The sequence below is a fragment of the Amycolatopsis tolypomycina genome, assembly GCF_900105945.1.
GTDB lineage: Bacteria > Actinomycetota > Actinomycetes > Mycobacteriales > Pseudonocardiaceae > Amycolatopsis > Amycolatopsis tolypomycina.
In genome coordinates, this window is record NZ_FNSO01000004.1 from 7,001,288 (window position 1) to 7,015,980 (window position 14,693).

Here is a 14,693-nt window from a genome sequence, read left to right on the forward strand (position 1 = left end):
CGCCCCCAGCGGGACGGGCGGCGCTCCCCTCGCCTGCCCGCTCCCGCCGCTCGAGACCAGGTCGTGCTGCCCCCTCAGCGCACCACCCGGGCTCGCCCCGTCCTCCGGGGGCTCGCCGAGGTGGTGCCGCCCCCTCGCGGCACCACCCTCGGCCCACGGACGCCGGGCCGATTGGACCGGCGCCACCCCCAGTGGACCGGCGGCGCGCATCAGCGCACCAGGGTCCCCCGTTGGTGTCGATCGTGGCGGACGCCGCCACACGGAACGCACACAGAACCCCACGGCCCCCACACAGTCGGCCCGCGTACCCAGCCAGTCGTTCACCGGCCGACCCTCCAGGGACGCAACCCGACCCTTCGGGCACGCCAACGGACCCCGGGGGTCGCGAACCCGACCCCCGAGGCCAGAAAAGGCGAGCCGTCAGTCCTCGCAGGTGCCGGCCGTCGCGCGGAAGAGCTGGGCCCTCTCGCCGCCCACCGCTCGCACTCGCACCGGTGGGTCCGCCGCCGGCAGCCACACCGACTGGCCCCTTCGCAGCTCGACCTTCTCGCCGTCGTCCGCCGTCACCAGCAGGTCGCCTGCCGTGCACAACAAGATTTGGGGCCCCACGCTGTCGACCGAAATCTCGTCGTCCTGGCCCGCCGCCCACTCCACGCGGGACAGCTCGAACTCCGGCGCGTCCGTGCGGTACACCGCCATGCGTCCCCCGGCGTCACCGCACTGGACCGGCATCTCGCCGCACGCGAAGTCGACCACCCGCAGCAGCTCCGGGACGTCCACGTGCTTCGGCGTCAGCCCGCACCGCAGGATGTTGTCCGAGTTCGCCAGGATCTCCACGGCCGTTCCGTGCAGGTACAGGTGCAGGTTGCCCGCCGGCAGGTAGATCGCCTCGCCCGCGCGCAACGTCAGCCGGTTCAGCAACAGGGCCGCCAGCACGCCCGCGTCGCGCGGGTGCGCCTCGCCCAGCTCCAGGATCGTCCGGCACTCGACCGCGAACTCGCCGTGCTCCTGGACGTGCCGGACGCACGCGTCGAGCACCTCCGGCAACAGCGAATCCAATGAAGCCTGCGGCAGCGTGATCCACGTCGTGAACAGCGCGCGCAGCCCGTCCGGGTCCGGCTGGGCCTCCAGCAGCCCCGTGTACTTCGCCAGCCCCGGCGTCTCGATCGCCTTCAGCAGCTTCACCGTGCGGTCCGGGGCGCGGAACCCCGCCAGCGCGTGGAACTCCGTCAGCGCGCACACCAGCTCCGGCTTCGCCGTCGGATCCGGGTAGTTGCGGTTCGGCGCGTCCCGCGGGATGCCCAGCTGCTCCTCGCGGGCGTGCCCCTCCGCGGCCTGGGCCGCCGACGGGTGCGCCTGCATCGACAGCGGCTCCTCCGCCGCGAGGATCTTCAACAGGAACGGGAGCCGCCCGCCCCACCGCTTCGCGCAGCGCTCGCCGAGCTGTGTCACCGGGTCGGCGTCCACCAGCTCGAGCAGGCTCCGCTCGGTCCCGTCGGGGCCGATGACGTGGGACGGGTCACCCGGGTGGGCACCCATCCACAGCTCGGCCTCGGGGTGCGGCGCGGGTACCGGACGGCCCAGCAGCTCGGGGATCGCCGTCCGCGATCCCCAGGCGTAGGGCCGCACCGCGTTGCGCAGCAGCTCCACTGTCACCTCAACTCCACTCCTTCGGCACCGGCCAGGCCGGTGCTAGGCGGGTCTCACGCCGTCGCGGGCGCGAAGCGGCCCGCGCCGCCGATGCTGCCCGCCGCCAGCCCGAGATAGACCGCCGCCAGTTCGAACCGCAGTGCCAGCACCGCGGCCCGCACGATTTCGTCGGCCTCGATCTCCTCGGCCGGCGCGATGACGTCCGCACCCGGCAGCAGATCCTCGGCCTGGTAGCGCGCCGCGTCCGTGGCCGGACCGGTCCGCACCGAGAGCAGCAGCACCCGGGTGGGGATGTCACCAGAGGGATCGTCCGGATCGGCGAAGATGTCACGCTCCGCGCCACCTGATTGCGCCGCCCGCCGCAATGCGGGGCGCGCCAGGGCCTGACGATAGTCCTCGACGTCGCACACCGTGGCCGCGTGGGCCGCGAACGCGTGCGCAGCGTGTTCACCGACGGCGACCGCGACCGGGTCGAGCCCCCACAGCAGGGGCACGCGGTCGGCGACGCGCAGGGCGAGCGCCTTGGCCGGGTTCGCGAACGACTCCCTGGCCAGGTAGTCCTTTTCGGCTTCGAGGTCGAGCTGGTCGGCGAGCACCTCGACGTCGGAGATCAGCAGGCCCAGCGCGTTCGCGGTGAGCAGCCCGGCGGCCAGGCCGCGCGGGAACGCCAGCTCCGGCGGCACCGGGATGCGCGGGGCCAGCAGGATGCCCTTGCCTGCCACCGCGGCCGCCACGGGGCCTTCCGACGGCGCGGAAAGCACCACCGAGGCGCCGTAACGGGCCGCGCGCTCCAGCGACGCGGCGAGCTCGCGGTCGCCGGGGTCGTCGGTGTGCGCGAACACGACGTCGAGCGCGCCGATCCAGCTCGGCACCACCTCGGCGACGACCACGGGAACCGGGCACGACGGCGCCAGCAGGGCGGCCAGCAGCCGGGTGAGGGTGCGGCTCACCCCCGGCCGGTCGATCAGCACGACGGCGCGCGGGCGGCCCATGTCGAGCCGGTCGGACAGCTCCAGCTCCGCGGCCAGCTCGGCGGTCGCCCGCACCTGGGCGCCCGCCATCGCGGCGGCCCGGAGCAACCCCGCGCTGTCGGCCTCGGCCAGCCGCGCGGGGTCGTCGAGCAGCGTGTCGTCAAGCACTGTCGGCATCGGAATTCCCGTGTTCCCCGGGAAGGGTCGCTTCGTCCAGGAGCAGCACCGGAATGCCGTCACGGACCGGGTACACGCGACCGCACTCGGTGCACGTCAGGGCGTCGGCCTCGGGGTCGTCCGGCGCGCCCGGCCGGAGCGGGGCGTGATCGGGCGACGGGCACGCCAAGATCTCGAGGAGCTGGGCGTCGAGCGTGATGGCCATGGTTCCTCCATACCACGCGGGGGACTGTGGTGAAGAGCACTTCAGGACACAGTTCGGCCCCGGCGCGCCCTTCTCCGGGACGGTCAGTTGCGGATGATCGCGAGCACTTCGTCGACCAGACCCTGCACGGCCTCGGCGTTCGCCGCCTCGACGTTCAGCCGGAGCAGCGGTTCGGTGTTCGACGGGCGCAGGTTGAACCAGGCGCCGCCCGGCAGCTGCACGGTCAGGCCGTCCAGCTCGTCGATCTCGACGCCGGAGCGGGTGCCGAAGGTGTCCTTGACGGCCATCATCTTCGCGACCTGGTCGTCGACCGTGGAGTTGATCTCACCCGAGGCCGCGTAGCGCGAGTACGCGCTGGTCAGCTCGCTGAGCGGGCCGCTCTGCTCGCCGAGCGCGGCGAGGACGTGCAGCGCCGCGAGCATGCCGGTGTCGGCGCGCCAGAAGTCGCGGAAGTAGTAGTGCGCGGAGTGCTCGCCGCCGAAGATGGCGCCGGTGCGGGCCATCTCGGCCTTGATGAACGAGTGCCCGACGCGGGTGCGGACCGGCTTGCCGCCGTGCTCGGCGACGATCTCCGGGACGCCCTTGGACGTGATCAGGTTGTGGATGATCGTGCCGCCCGGGTCTTTCGCCAGCTCACGGACGGCGACCAGCGCGGTGATCGCGCTCGGCGAAACCGGCTCGCCGCGCTCGTCGACGATGAAGCAGCGGTCGGCGTCGCCGTCGAAGGCGATGCCGGCGTCCGCGCCGACCTCGCGCACCTTCGCCTGCAGGTCGACGATGTTCGCCGGGTCGAGCGGGTTGGCCTCGTGGTTCGGGAACGTGCCGTCGAGCTCGAAGTACATCGGCACGATGTCGATCGGCAGCCCGGCGAACACGGTCGGGACGGTGTGGCCGCCCATGCCGTTGCCGGCGTCGACGACGATCTTCAGCGGCCGGCTGCCCGACAGGTCGACGAGTTTGCGCAGGTAGGCGGCGTAGTCGGCGAGGACCTCCCGCTCGGTGACCGAGCCGCGCTGGCCCTCGAAGCCGGGCACGCCCTGCTCGACGGTGTCGCGGATCTCGGCGAGCCCGGTGTCCTGCCCGACCGGGGACGCGCCCGCGCGGCACAGCTTGATGCCGTTGTACTTGGCCGGGTTGTGGCTGGCGGTGAACATCGCGCCCGGCATGTTCAGCGAGCCCGACGCGAAGTACAGCTGGTCGGTGCTCGCCAGCCCGATGCTGACGACGTCGAGGCCCTGCGAGGTGACGCCCTCGGCGAAGGCGGCGGCCAGCGACGGCGAGGAGTCGCGCATGTCGTGGCCGATCACCACCGAGGGGGCTTCCGGCTTGATGAGCAGGGCGAACGCGGCGCCGAAGTCGCGGACGATGTCCGCGTCGAGCTGCTCGCCGACCACGCCGCGAATGTCGTAGGCCTTCACGATGCCCGAAAGGTCTGGCACGCCGTCTCCCCGCGAATAGTCGTCCCGGCGCCCGCTGCGCCGCGCGGAAAGCCTACCGGCGAGGTGAGTGGGTTACGCGTTCAGGCGCGACCGGGCAGGACCCGCAGGTGGCCGCGGCGCCCGGACGGGCCCTCCGGCTCGGGGGCGGGCGCCGGTTTGTCGGAGCGGCCGGCCTCGCGCACGGCCTCGGCCAGCGCGGTCAGTTCGTCGGCCGACGGGTCGGGCGCGGCGAAGGCCCCTTCGTGCCGGACGACTTCCCAGCCCTTCGGGACGGTGAGCCGCAGCGCGTGGGCTTCGCAGAGGTCGTAGGAGTGCGGCTCGGAGGCGGTGGCCAGCGGGCCGACGACGGCGGTGGAGTCGCTGTACGCATACGTCAGCGTGGCCACAGCTGGCTCGAGACAGCCAGTACGCGAACACTTCCGTACGCTCCGCACGAAACGAAACGATAGCGCGTCGCCGCAAGCCTGGAGGAGCGACACGCGCTGGGACGTGCCGACCGCATAGACTTCGGGCGTGGCGACGGCACGTGATTACCGACAGCGGCGGCGCTCGCGGCGGGACCGGCACGGCCGGGGCCTGCGCGGGACGCTGTATCCGGCGACCCTGCCCGCCGCCGCGAGCCGCGCGGAGAGGTTCGACGCACTGGTGCTGGACGCACTGGAGCCGATCGAGGCGCGCTGGCGCCACGAGCTGACGAAGCTCGACGTGGCGGTGGACGACGTGCCGGAGGTTCGCGAGAACGGCCACGCACCGGCGGACGGGGTGCTGCACGACGGCGCGGTGCCGCTGTCGCGGCTGGTCCCGGCGGGGGTGGATCGCACGGGGCTGCCGACGCGGGCGCGGATCGTGCTGTACCGGCGGCCGCTGGAGGCGCGGGCGAAGGACCCGTCGGAGCTGGCCGAGCTGGTGCACGACGTGCTGGTGGAGCAGGTGGCGGGGTACCTGGGCGTGGAGCCGGACGTCATCGAAGGCGAGTAGCTGCAAAGCGGCACAATCCGCGCGCGTGGGGGGACCCTCGGTTTTTACGCTACCGGAAGGCACCGACAGTTTCGGCGGCTTCAGCGGGAGTTGTCCACAGGCACACGAGCGGCGGCCGGCGGCGCAGGCCGGCCGCTGAGCCAACGAAACCGGCGGCCGGCAACGCAAGCCGACCAACGACGTCACCAGACCTCCCCCGCCCCTCATCCCAGCCGCACTTAAGTCGACGACCGGGTTTGTCAAGGCACGCTTTCCCGCCTTGACAAACCCGGGCGGCGACTGACAATCCGAGAGGAGGGGCGGGGGAGGTCGGACCCGCAGCCGCGGCAGACGTCCCGGCAAAAGACAAAAGAATGTCCTCGCCGGACGGCAGGCTCCGGGATGACCACCCTTCCCGCTGCCATCTCACGTTGGCGAGGTGGGCCGCTGGGTGGTCATCCCGTCGCCTGAACGAGGCCTATCACTTTGAGCCGGGCCCGCAAGCTTGCGCTGTCATCTCACGTCGAACTGGTGGTTGCGGGCCCGGCTCAAAGTGATTTCACGGCCTCAGGCGACGGGATGACCATCCTGCTCCTTCTTTGGGGTCGAGTCCCCCGTGCCGGTGCTGGCCGGGACCGCTGTCAAAAGCGTGAACAACACCGCTGCCAGTTGGGCCAGTAGTAGCAAGTTGCGTTCCGTTCCCGGGTACTCCACCGTCACCTCGGATGACTCCGGTGGTACCGAGACCGCCACCTGGTGGCCCCATGCCGGGACGATCGGTACTGCCTTGCCGCCCACTGTGGCCTTCCAGCCTGCCTCCTGCTCTGCCGCCAACACCAGCAGCCGGCCCGTTGGGCCGTCGGATACCCGGACTCGGACGTCCGGGAGGTTCGCGCGGACCGGGGCGACGCCCGGCGCGTTTCCGGGGGCGCTGCCGCCCGTGACCGCTGCTTTTGCCTGCTCTGGGGAGATCAAGATCACCTGGCCCGCCGGTGGCAGCAGGCGGAGCACTCCGCGGCCGTCGGAGGTTGGGGCCGCCGTCGAGAGCATTTCCTTGGCCAGTGGTACGTACGCCTGGGGGTCCACTCCCGGGGGGAGCACCACGAACTGGACGCCCGCGGCCGCCGCTGCTGCGAGGGTGCGTTGGACCGCCGCTGCGTCGCCCTGGCCGAGGTCCGTGCGCCAGGACGTCAGGCGGGCCGCCGTGGCGGGGGTCGGGGCCAGCTCGTCGTCGCCGTAGTGCGGGAGGCGGCCGCCTGTCTGGCGGGTTGCGTCCGGGGCCAGGTCGAGCACCGAACGGCCGGATGCCGTCAGCTCGGCCGCCACCTCCGGGGCGAGCGACGGCCGGTCGCCCGCGCGCAACGGGCCCTGTGCGCCGGCCACCACCGCGCCGGCCGCCAGGGCCAGGCACACCGCCACCCCGGCCACCGCCATCACCTTCGGCAGCCACGTCGCCGGGACGCCCGCCGGGCCGCCGCGCTGCCACGAGCCGAGCACCACCCACAGCAGCCCCGCGCCGACGATCAGCAGCGGCACGCCCGCGTAGCCGTGCGCCGGGGCGCCGCCCTGCAGGGGCGGCAAGGTGACCAGGCGGACCAGCACCAGGCCGCCCGCGCCCAGGGCCGCGAGCGCGAACCCGCCGGCGGCGAGCTTCGTCGGGCGGACGACCACCGCCACCAGGGCCGCCGCGATCACCGCGACGCCGAGCGGCCACCCGCCCGGGCCGCCCGGGTCGAGCCCGGCCAGGTCGGTGCCGGACACCGGGGCGGCCGCCCCGCCGAGGCCCTGCACCAGCAGCTCCGGGTGCTTCAGCAGCACCGTCGGCCACGGCAGCAGCAGCGCCAGCGGCAGCAGCACCACGATCCCGACCGACGCGATCCGGCGCGCCAGCCCGGTCGGCGCGGGCAGCACGACGAACCCGATCAGCAGCCCGGCGAGCGCGAGCCCGTGTGCCAGCGGCGAAAACGCGCCGAGCAGCGCCACGCCGAACGCCGACAGCGCGGAGACGTGCAGCCAGCGCGTGTCCGCGTGCACGAGCAGCCCGGCGATGCCCGCGGCCACCAGTGGCAGCACCAGGTGCACCACGACGACGTCGAGCCTGCCCTGCGCCACCCCCGTGGTCGCGGCGGGCAGCAGCGCGTACGTCGCGGCGATGACGGCGCGGACCCAGCGGCGCACGCGAAGCCGCCTCGTCGCCGCGTACGCGCTCAGTGCGGCCAAGGGGATGTCGCCGATGAGGAGGATCGCCACCAGTGCGGCCGGGCCGCCGATCGGGGCGAACACCGCGCCGAGCGTGCCGAGGACCGGCAGGGTGGCCGACGCCGGTGCCCCGGTGCCGCCCGCGATCGCGTGCCACGGCGCCAGGTACGACGTCCAGAGCTCCCCCAGCCCGCCGACCGGGAGCAGCTTGCCGCCGAAGAGGTCGAGGCCGAGGCGGGCGCGGTTGACGACCAGGCCGAGCGCGGTCAGCACGACGAGCAGGACCACCGGTGGCGCGAAGACCGTGGCCGCGAGCACGCGGCGCCGGTTCACCTCCACGAAGACGAGTTCGGGTTCCGGCTCTTCGGCTTCGGGGGTGGCTTCGGCGGCCGGGGTTTCCGGCAGCGCGACGGCGACGAGCGTGCCCGGGCGGCGCAGCCCGGACCCGCGTGAGCTGACCCCGCGCAGCGCGCCGGCGGGCAGCGCGTCCGGGCCGACCGGACGGTTCTCGCGGGCGTCGAGCGCTTCCGGCGTCACCCACGCCGATTCGGTTTCGACGGTCTCGGGTACCCGGCCGAGGGCGACGTCGCTCTCGACGCCGCGGCGCACCAGGCCGACGACGCCGGCGCGCACGGCGTTGCGCAGCCGGGTGCCGCGGCCGGTGAAGAGCCCGCGAACCGTGCCCGGCCGCGGATTCCGCCGCCGGTGGGCGCGGGCGGCGCGCAATCCGCCGCGTCCACTGAGGAGGTACGCGGCGGCGGCGAACTCGGTGCGCGCTTCCCCGGTGCGGCGCAGCAGGACGAACGCCAGCGCGCGCAGCACCGCCAGCAGCGGGAGCCGGATCATGCCGAGCCAGAAGGAAAACGGCGAGCAGTTCACCAGGAAGACGCGCAGCCCGTGGGCGCGGTTCGCGGCGGACGGCGAGCCGGGCAGGGCGTCCGCGGCCCGGCGGCCGGTGGTGACGGCGCGGGCGTGCCGCACCCGCGCGAGCGGCACGGTCAGAACCATCCCGCCGGCCGCGTTCGCGCGCCAGCCGAAGTCGAGATCCTCGCGCAGCAACGGGAAATCCGGGTCGAAGCCGCCGAGGGTGTCCCAGGCGTCGCGGCGGACGAGTGAGCCCGCGCTGGGCACGGCGAGCACCTCGACCGGGTCGTCGCCGGTCGTGGCGACCTGCTGGCGGTGGCCGGAGGCGTCGGTGGAGAGGCCGGCTTCGACGATCAGCCGCGGATCGGTCCAGTCGAGGCCGAGCGCACCGAGCACGGTGGCCGACGGTTCCTTCGTGGCGGTCTGGAGCAGCTGCTCGAGGCAGTCGGGTTCGGGCGCGCAGTCGTCGTGCAGCAGCCACAGCCAGGAACCCGGGTCGCCCCAGCGTTCGGTGGCGTGCGCGACGGCTTCGGCGACCGCCGCCGCGAAGCCGGTTTCACTCGACAGTGTGATGACCCCGGAGAGCACGGGAGAAGAATCCGGCCCGGGGTCTTCGGCGGCTTCGGCGAGCAGCCGCGGGGTCGCGTCGGTGGACCCGGTGTCGACGGCGAGCACGTGCCGGGGCCGGACGGTGCTGCGGCGCAAGGCGGAAAGCGCCAGCGGCAGCCAGTTTTCGCCGTCGTGACAGACCACAATGGCCAGAACGGGCGCGGTGCGCGAGACGGGGGGCAACGAACGCTCCAGATCAGGCGGGGAGTCGGTGCGGCCACCCTACGGCCCCGGCCCAGCACCCGATGGTGAACCCACGCGAGTTCACGACGTGGAATCACCGGTGACGCAAGGCATCACCGGTGATTCCCGCTCAGACAGCTCGTTTCTTCAGCTTCCGGCGCTCCCGCTCGGACAGACCGCCCCAGATGCCGAAGCGCTCGTCGTGGGCCAGTGCGTACTCAAGGCACTCGTCCTTGACCTCGCAGCCCAGGCAGATGCGCTTGGCTTCGCGGGTGGAACCGCCCTTCTCGGGGAAGAACGCCTCCGGGTCCGTCTGCGCGCACAGGGCGCGTTCCTGCCAATCCTGCTCTTCTTCGGTGGCATCGATGAGCTCGGTGAGATCTCCCAGAGCCTGCTCCGGGATCTCGCCCCAACCCATGACGTGCCCCCATTCCTTCCCATCGGCTTCCAACCGCACGTCCGCCTCCTCGCTCCCTAGCACTCCCCAGGCTGGCGGTGGTGAAACGACACTCGCCGTCCCCTCTCGGCGGCGAATGACATCACTGTGATTACACCCGTGTAGTGCGGTCAGGTCAAGCGGAGTAGCGAGTTCGGGGGACGTTCCGGCCCGATCGCGCAAGGGGACACGCCGGTAACTTCACACCGGGCATACGGAAGACTGGAGCACGTGCAGAAGTCAGCAGTGCGCCCCAGCCCGGTCTTCCTCGGCATCCTCGCGCTCACCGTCGCCGGTGGCGCCATGGCCGCGTTCGGTGACATCACCACGATTCTCGATCGCGACCGCGATCCCCTGCTCATCGCCGGCGTGGTGATCTTCGTCGCCGCCGGCTGGGTGGCGTCGCTGTCGCTGCACGAGTTCGGGCACGCGATGGTCGCCTACCGCGGCGGTGACTACAGCGTCGCCCACAAGGGTTACCTGACGCTGGACGTCCGGAAGTACACCGACCCCGTCCTGTCGATCATCCTGCCGCTGATTTTCCTCATCATCGGCGGCATCCCGCTGCCGGGCGGCGCGGTCTGGATCAACCGCGGCGCGCTGCGGTCTCGCGGGACGTCGTCGTGGGTTTCGCTGGCCGGGCCGCTGAGCAACCTCGCGGTCGGGGCGGCGCTGGCACTGGTGGTCGCGCTGGTCCCGATGGCGGGCGGGCTCGTGATCGCGATGTCCTACCTGGCGCTGCTGCAGGTCGTGACGTTCTTGCTCAACATCCTCCCGATCCCGGGCCTCGACGGCTGGGGCGCGATCGAGCCGTACCTGCCGCCGCGGGCGCGGGAGATCGGCGCGCAGGTCCGCCCGTGGGCGCCGATCGTGCTGTTCGCCCTCCTCTTCTTCTTCCGGCCGGCGAACACCGCGCTGTGGCAAGGCTCCTACGCCATCTTCAACGCGTTCGGCGGCTACGTGGACGGCGCGCAGATCGGCTTCAGCGTCTTCCAGTTCTGGAACTGAGGTTTACCGCGCCGGCCGCGCGGGAAAATCACCGCGAGGCCGGCGCGTGCTCGGTCAGCCAGACGTGCGCGCGCTTCCACACCACGCGCAGGCCCGACCGCTCCCCGAAGTAGTCCCCGGCCGCACCGACGACCGGCAACATCCCCAGTGCACGATGCAGGATGTTGCCCCGCGGCCGCTTCTCCAGCTCCTCGGTGATCCCCAGCAGGCCGCGGCCCAGCCGCCACAGGGTGCGGCCCGCCGCCTTGACGGTGGCCTTGCCGTGTTTCTTCTCCGACGCCCTCAGGTCCTCGGTCAGCTTCGCCGCTTCGTCCGCCTCCGCGGCTTCGTCGTGCTCCGCGTGCCTGCCCGCGGCCAGGTCCGCGTCGATGTCGCGCTCGAACAGCACCCACGCGATCAGCCGTACCCGGGTGCCGACGTCCGTCACGCCGTACTCGCCCGCGATCGCGCACAACAGCAGGCCCTGTGACGCCGCGCCGAGGGCGTCCTGCACCGGCAGGCGGTCCGCCAGCGCGCCGCCCAGGCCGGGGATCGACGTCAGCAGCGCCGTGAAGCGGCCCACGCGGTTCATCCACCAGCTCGACCGGTCGTAGCCCGTCATCCGGGCCCACGCCGCCGTACCGGGCACCTTCACCGACGTGACGCCGTGGATCAGCTTCGCCTTCAGGCCGGACTCGACCTCGGCCAGGTCGTCCGCCGCCCGCGCCTGCAGGCCGAACGGGTCGGACTCGCGCAGCGCGTCGAGCATCGGCCCGCACGCCCGCACGAACGGCCGCAGCACCGCCACGACCTGCCGGTCGGAGATCGCCTCACCCATGTCCCGGTCTCCTTCCCACCGTCCGGCGCGGCCCGCCGCCGAGCACCATCGCGGCCGGCAGCGCGCTCGCGCCCAGCAACAGCAACGCCCGCCAGTCCTGGATCAGCACCAGGTCACCGCCCGGGCCCAGCATGCCGACGCCGAACACGACGAGCACCCACACCGCCAGGGGTACCCAGGAAAGCCCGGGCCGCACCAGCTTCGCCGTGGTCCACACCAGCCAGGGCGTGGTGACGGCGCCGGCGAGGACCGTCACCGGCACCGGGACGACCCCGATCCGCAGCGGCAGGAAGAACAGCTCGAGCAGCGCGAACAGCACCGTGTCGACGACGAGCAGCGCGAGCAGCAGCCCCTGTTCGAGCGTCAGCCGCTCCGCCACCGTCACAGCCCGCCGAACAGGTCGTGCCCGGCGCCGCCTGCCGGGCCGTGGGCGAGCACGTAGCAGTCCTGCGCCAGGATCGGCTGGGCGATCTCGTTCGTCAGCGCGAAGTACGGGACCTCGCCGTCGACCACGGTGAGCTGCGTCGCGTGCGCGCGCAGTGCCGCCAGCTTCGCGGGCAGGTACGTGGCGACGTCGAGCACCGTCGTGATCTCTTCGTCCGGCGTCGTGGGCAATTCGTCGTCCGCCGGTACCCGGAACACGGGGTCGCCTGCCCGCAGCGCGGCCAGCCCGGCGCGCACCGCGGCGCGCGGGGCGACCGTGTGGAAGACCCGCTGCACCGAGGCCGCCCGTGGCGCCGCCGCCATCGTGATGTCGTGGGCCCGGATGTGGTCGGGGTGGCCGTAGCCGCCGAAGGCGTCGTAGGTGACGACGACCTGGGGCTCGACCTCCTCGATGATCTCCGCCAGCTGCGCGGCCTGCTCGTCGGTGCTGCCACCGGTGAAGGCCCGCGGGTGTGCCGCCGACGGCGTGCCCGCCATGCCTGAATCGCGCCACCGGCCGAGCCCGCCCAGGTAACGGTGCCGGGACACGCCCAGCGCGGCGCACGCGGCCGCCAGCTCGGTGACGCGGTAGCCGCCCAGCTGGTCGGCGCGGTGCGCGCGCAGCCCCTCCAGCTCGCCCAGGCCGGCCATCACCTCGCCCTCCTCACCCAGCGTGCAGGTCACCACGGTCACCTCGGCGCCTTCGGCGGCGTATCGTGCGATCGAGGCGCCGGTGGTGATGCTTTCGTCGTCGGGATGAGCGTGGACGAACAGCAGCCGTCGGGATACCGGGGAGATCACGGGTTGAGCGTAATTCCCGTGCTCCGACCTTCGTCGGGGACACCCTCGGTTATCCTCGCGCGAGTCGCGACCGCCGCGTCGTGACGGTCTGTACCCCCACGAAGGGCATCTGGTGAGCACTGAAGCAACTTCGGCGGACGTCGCCGGCGTGTCAGGATCGGTCCTGTCCATTTCCGACCTCAGCGTGTCGTTCCAGACCGAGGACGGCGTCGTGAACGCCGTCAAGGGCATCGGGTTCGACGTGCAGCCCGGCGAGATCGTGGCCGTGGTCGGGGAGTCCGGGTCCGGCAAGTCCGTCACGTCGATGTCGGTGCTGGGCCTGCTGCCCAAGACCAGCCGGATCGCCGGCGAGCTGCGCCTGGGCGAGCGCAACCTGGCGGATCTCAAAGAGAAGGACATGCAGAAGATCCGCGGCAACCAGGTCGCGATGATCTTCCAGGAGCCGATGACGGCGCTGAACCCGGTCTACACGGTCGGCTGGCAGCTGCGCGAGGCCCTGCGGTCCCACCTCGACATCGCCAAGGACGCCGCCGACAAGCGCGCGGTCGAGCTGCTCGACATGGTCGGCATCCCGAACCCCGAGCTGCGGTTCAAGCAGTACCCGCACCAGCTCTCGGGCGGCCTGCGCCAGCGCGTCGTCATCGCCATGGCGATCGCCTGCGACCCGAAGGTCATCATCGCCGACGAGCCCACCACGGCGCTCGACGTCACGGTGCAGGCGGAGATCCTGGGCCTGCTGCGCAAGCTGCGGGACACCCTCGACACGGCGATCGTCCTGATCACCCACGACATGGGCGTCGTCGCCGACATGGCCGACCGCGTCATCGTCATGTACCAGGGCGAGATCGTCGAAGAGGCGCCGGTGCGCGAGCTGTTCGCGTCGCCGAAGGAGGAGTACACCCGGCGGCTGCTCGCCGCGGTGCCGGTGCTCGGCCAGCGCCCCGAGGGCCGCCGCCTGCTCGACGACGCGGGCATCGACGCCGACAGCACCGAGGCGGCCAAGATCGCCGAGGAGATCCGGCTGGCCGACGAAGAGCTCGAGGCCGTGATCGAGGAGACCGCGCCGGCGCTGGAGATCAAGAACCTGGTCCTCGAGTACCCTGGCCGCCGCGGCCAGGGCAAGAACCGCGCGGTCGACGACGTCTCGCTGACCATCGCCAAGGGCGAGATCGTCGGCCTGGTGGGCGAGTCCGGTTCGGGCAAGTCGACGGTCGGCCGCTGCGCCATCCGCCTGCTCGACCCGACGGCGGGCACGGTGTCCATCGCGGGCAAGGACATCACGAAGATGTCGGCGAAGGAGCTTCGCCCGCTTCGCCGGTACTTCTCGATCGTGTTCCAGGACCCGGCGTCCACTCTGGACCCGAAGATGACGATCGGCGAGTCGATCGCCGAGCCGATGGTGCTGCACAAGGTGCTCTCCGGCAAGGAGCTGTCGGCGCGGGTGCGGTCGCTGCTCGACAAGGTCGAGCTGGGCGGGCACTACATGAACCGCTACCCGCACGAGCTCTCGGGCGGCCAGCGCCAGCGCGTGGCGATCGCCCGCGCGCTGTCGCTCGACCCGGCGCTGCTGATCGCGGACGAGCCGACGTCGGCGCTGGACGTGTCCGTGCAGGCCCGCGTCCTGGACCTGTTCCTCGACCTGCAGCAGTCGCTGCAGTTCGCCTGCCTGTTCATCAGCCACGACCTGGCGGTGGTCGACCTGCTGGCCGACCGCGTCGCGGTGATGCAGCACGGCAAGCTCGTCGAGGTCGGCACCCGTGACCAGGTGCTGCACTCGCCGCAGCAGGAGTACACGAAGCGCCTGCTGTCGGCGGCGCCGGTCGCGGACCCGGTGCTGCAGGCCGAGCGCCGCGCGGCCTGGGAGGCCGGCAGGCTGGCCCCGGTCGCCGACTGACGCACTGAACGCCGAAGGGCCCGCACCTCACCCGGGTGCGGGCCCTTCGGCGTGGCTGGC

The 14,693-nt window shown here is 72.4% G+C and carries 13 protein-coding genes; 3 read left to right on the plus strand and 10 right to left on the minus strand.

Annotation, left to right across the window (positions count from 1 at the left end; translation table 11 throughout):
- Nucleotides 1-420: 420 nt before the first annotated feature.
- From manA to BLW76_RS41810, 5 genes are all read right to left on the minus strand, one after another.
- Entirely contained in the window at nt 421-1,650 is a 1,230-nt protein-coding gene (gene manA / locus BLW76_RS41790) for a mannose-6-phosphate isomerase, class I (RefSeq protein WP_091317706.1), read from the minus strand.
- 53 nt (nt 1,651-1,703) lie between these two features.
- A complete protein-coding gene (locus tag BLW76_RS41795; RefSeq protein WP_167384898.1) occupies nt 1,704-2,798 on the minus strand; it encodes a hypothetical protein in 1,095 nt (364 codons plus the stop codon).
- A complete protein-coding gene (locus BLW76_RS41800; RefSeq protein WP_091317709.1) occupies nt 2,782-3,003 on the minus strand; it encodes a Trm112 family protein in 222 nt (73 codons plus the stop codon). Before BLW76_RS41800 ends, BLW76_RS41795 begins: the two co-directional genes overlap by 17 nt.
- An 83-nt stretch (nt 3,004-3,086) precedes the next feature.
- Complete coding sequence (locus BLW76_RS41805; protein ID WP_091317711.1) at nt 3,087-4,442, minus strand: phosphomannomutase/phosphoglucomutase; 1,356 nt, start codon at nt 4,440-4,442, stop codon at nt 3,087-3,089.
- 80 nt (nt 4,443-4,522) lie between these two features.
- Nucleotides 4,523-4,876, minus strand: a complete 354-nt coding sequence (locus tag BLW76_RS41810; protein ID WP_033261311.1) for a DUF3499 domain-containing protein — start codon at nt 4,874-4,876, stop codon at nt 4,523-4,525.
- A 79-nt stretch (nt 4,877-4,955) separates the two neighbouring features.
- Between BLW76_RS41810 and BLW76_RS41815 the strand changes: the two genes are divergently transcribed.
- Complete coding sequence (locus BLW76_RS41815) at nt 4,956-5,420, plus strand: metallopeptidase family protein (RefSeq protein ID WP_167384899.1); 465 nt, start codon at nt 4,956-4,958, stop codon at nt 5,418-5,420.
- Nucleotides 5,421-5,966: 546 nt separating this feature from the next.
- Here the strand turns inward: BLW76_RS41815 and BLW76_RS41820 are convergent.
- A complete protein-coding gene (locus BLW76_RS41820) occupies nt 5,967-9,254 on the minus strand; it encodes a glycosyltransferase family 2 protein (protein ID WP_425266042.1) in 3,288 nt (1,095 codons plus the stop codon).
- Nucleotides 9,255-9,384: 130 nt separating this feature from the next.
- Complete coding sequence (locus tag BLW76_RS41825; RefSeq protein ID WP_167385067.1) at nt 9,385-9,672, minus strand: WhiB family transcriptional regulator; 288 nt, start codon at nt 9,670-9,672, stop codon at nt 9,385-9,387.
- 264 nt (nt 9,673-9,936) lie between these two features.
- Between BLW76_RS41825 and BLW76_RS41830 the strand changes: the two genes are divergently transcribed.
- Entirely contained in the window at nt 9,937-10,698 is a 762-nt protein-coding gene (locus BLW76_RS41830) for a site-2 protease family protein (protein ID WP_091317716.1), read from the plus strand.
- 28 nt (nt 10,699-10,726) lie between these two features.
- Here BLW76_RS41830 and BLW76_RS41835 read toward each other — a convergent pair whose 3' ends face one another.
- Genes BLW76_RS41835 through mshB form a run of 3 tightly spaced genes read right to left on the minus strand, consistent with a single transcriptional unit; the run spans nt 10,727 to nt 12,739 of the window.
- Nucleotides 10,727-11,515, minus strand: coding sequence for a hypothetical protein (locus BLW76_RS41835; RefSeq protein ID WP_091317718.1), 789 nt, complete (start codon nt 11,513-11,515; stop codon nt 10,727-10,729).
- Nucleotides 11,508-11,900, minus strand: coding sequence for a hypothetical protein (locus BLW76_RS41840; protein ID WP_091317719.1), 393 nt, complete (start codon nt 11,898-11,900; stop codon nt 11,508-11,510). The genes BLW76_RS41835 and BLW76_RS41840 overlap by 8 nt, the downstream gene beginning before the upstream one ends.
- On the minus strand, nt 11,897-12,739 hold the full coding sequence (gene mshB / locus BLW76_RS41845) for an N-acetyl-1-D-myo-inositol-2-amino-2-deoxy-alpha-D-glucopyranoside deacetylase (RefSeq protein ID WP_091317721.1): 843 nt from the start codon (nt 12,737-12,739) through the stop codon (nt 11,897-11,899). Before mshB ends, BLW76_RS41840 begins: the two co-directional genes overlap by 4 nt.
- A 112-nt stretch (nt 12,740-12,851) precedes the next feature.
- On the opposite strand from mshB, the gene BLW76_RS41850 reads away from it, so the two are divergent.
- Complete coding sequence (locus tag BLW76_RS41850) at nt 12,852-14,633, plus strand: ABC transporter ATP-binding protein (RefSeq protein WP_167384900.1); 1,782 nt, start codon at nt 12,852-12,854, stop codon at nt 14,631-14,633.
- The last annotated feature ends 60 nt before the right edge of the window (nt 14,634-14,693 follow it).

Coding starts and splice junctions, on each gene's coding strand:
- BLW76_RS41835 (WP_091317718.1), bottom strand. CDS start 11,515: ATGGGTGAGGCGATCTCCGACCGGCAGGTCGTGGCGGTGCTGCGGCCG.
- BLW76_RS41795 (WP_167384898.1), bottom strand. CDS start 2,798: ATGCCGACAGTGCTTGACGACACGCTGCTCGACGACCCCGCGCGGCTG.
- BLW76_RS41825 (WP_167385067.1), bottom strand. CDS start 9,672: ATGGGTTGGGGCGAGATCCCGGAGCAGGCTCTGGGAGATCTCACCGAG.
- BLW76_RS41800 (WP_091317709.1), bottom strand. CDS start 3,003: ATGGCCATCACGCTCGACGCCCAGCTCCTCGAGATCTTGGCGTGCCCG.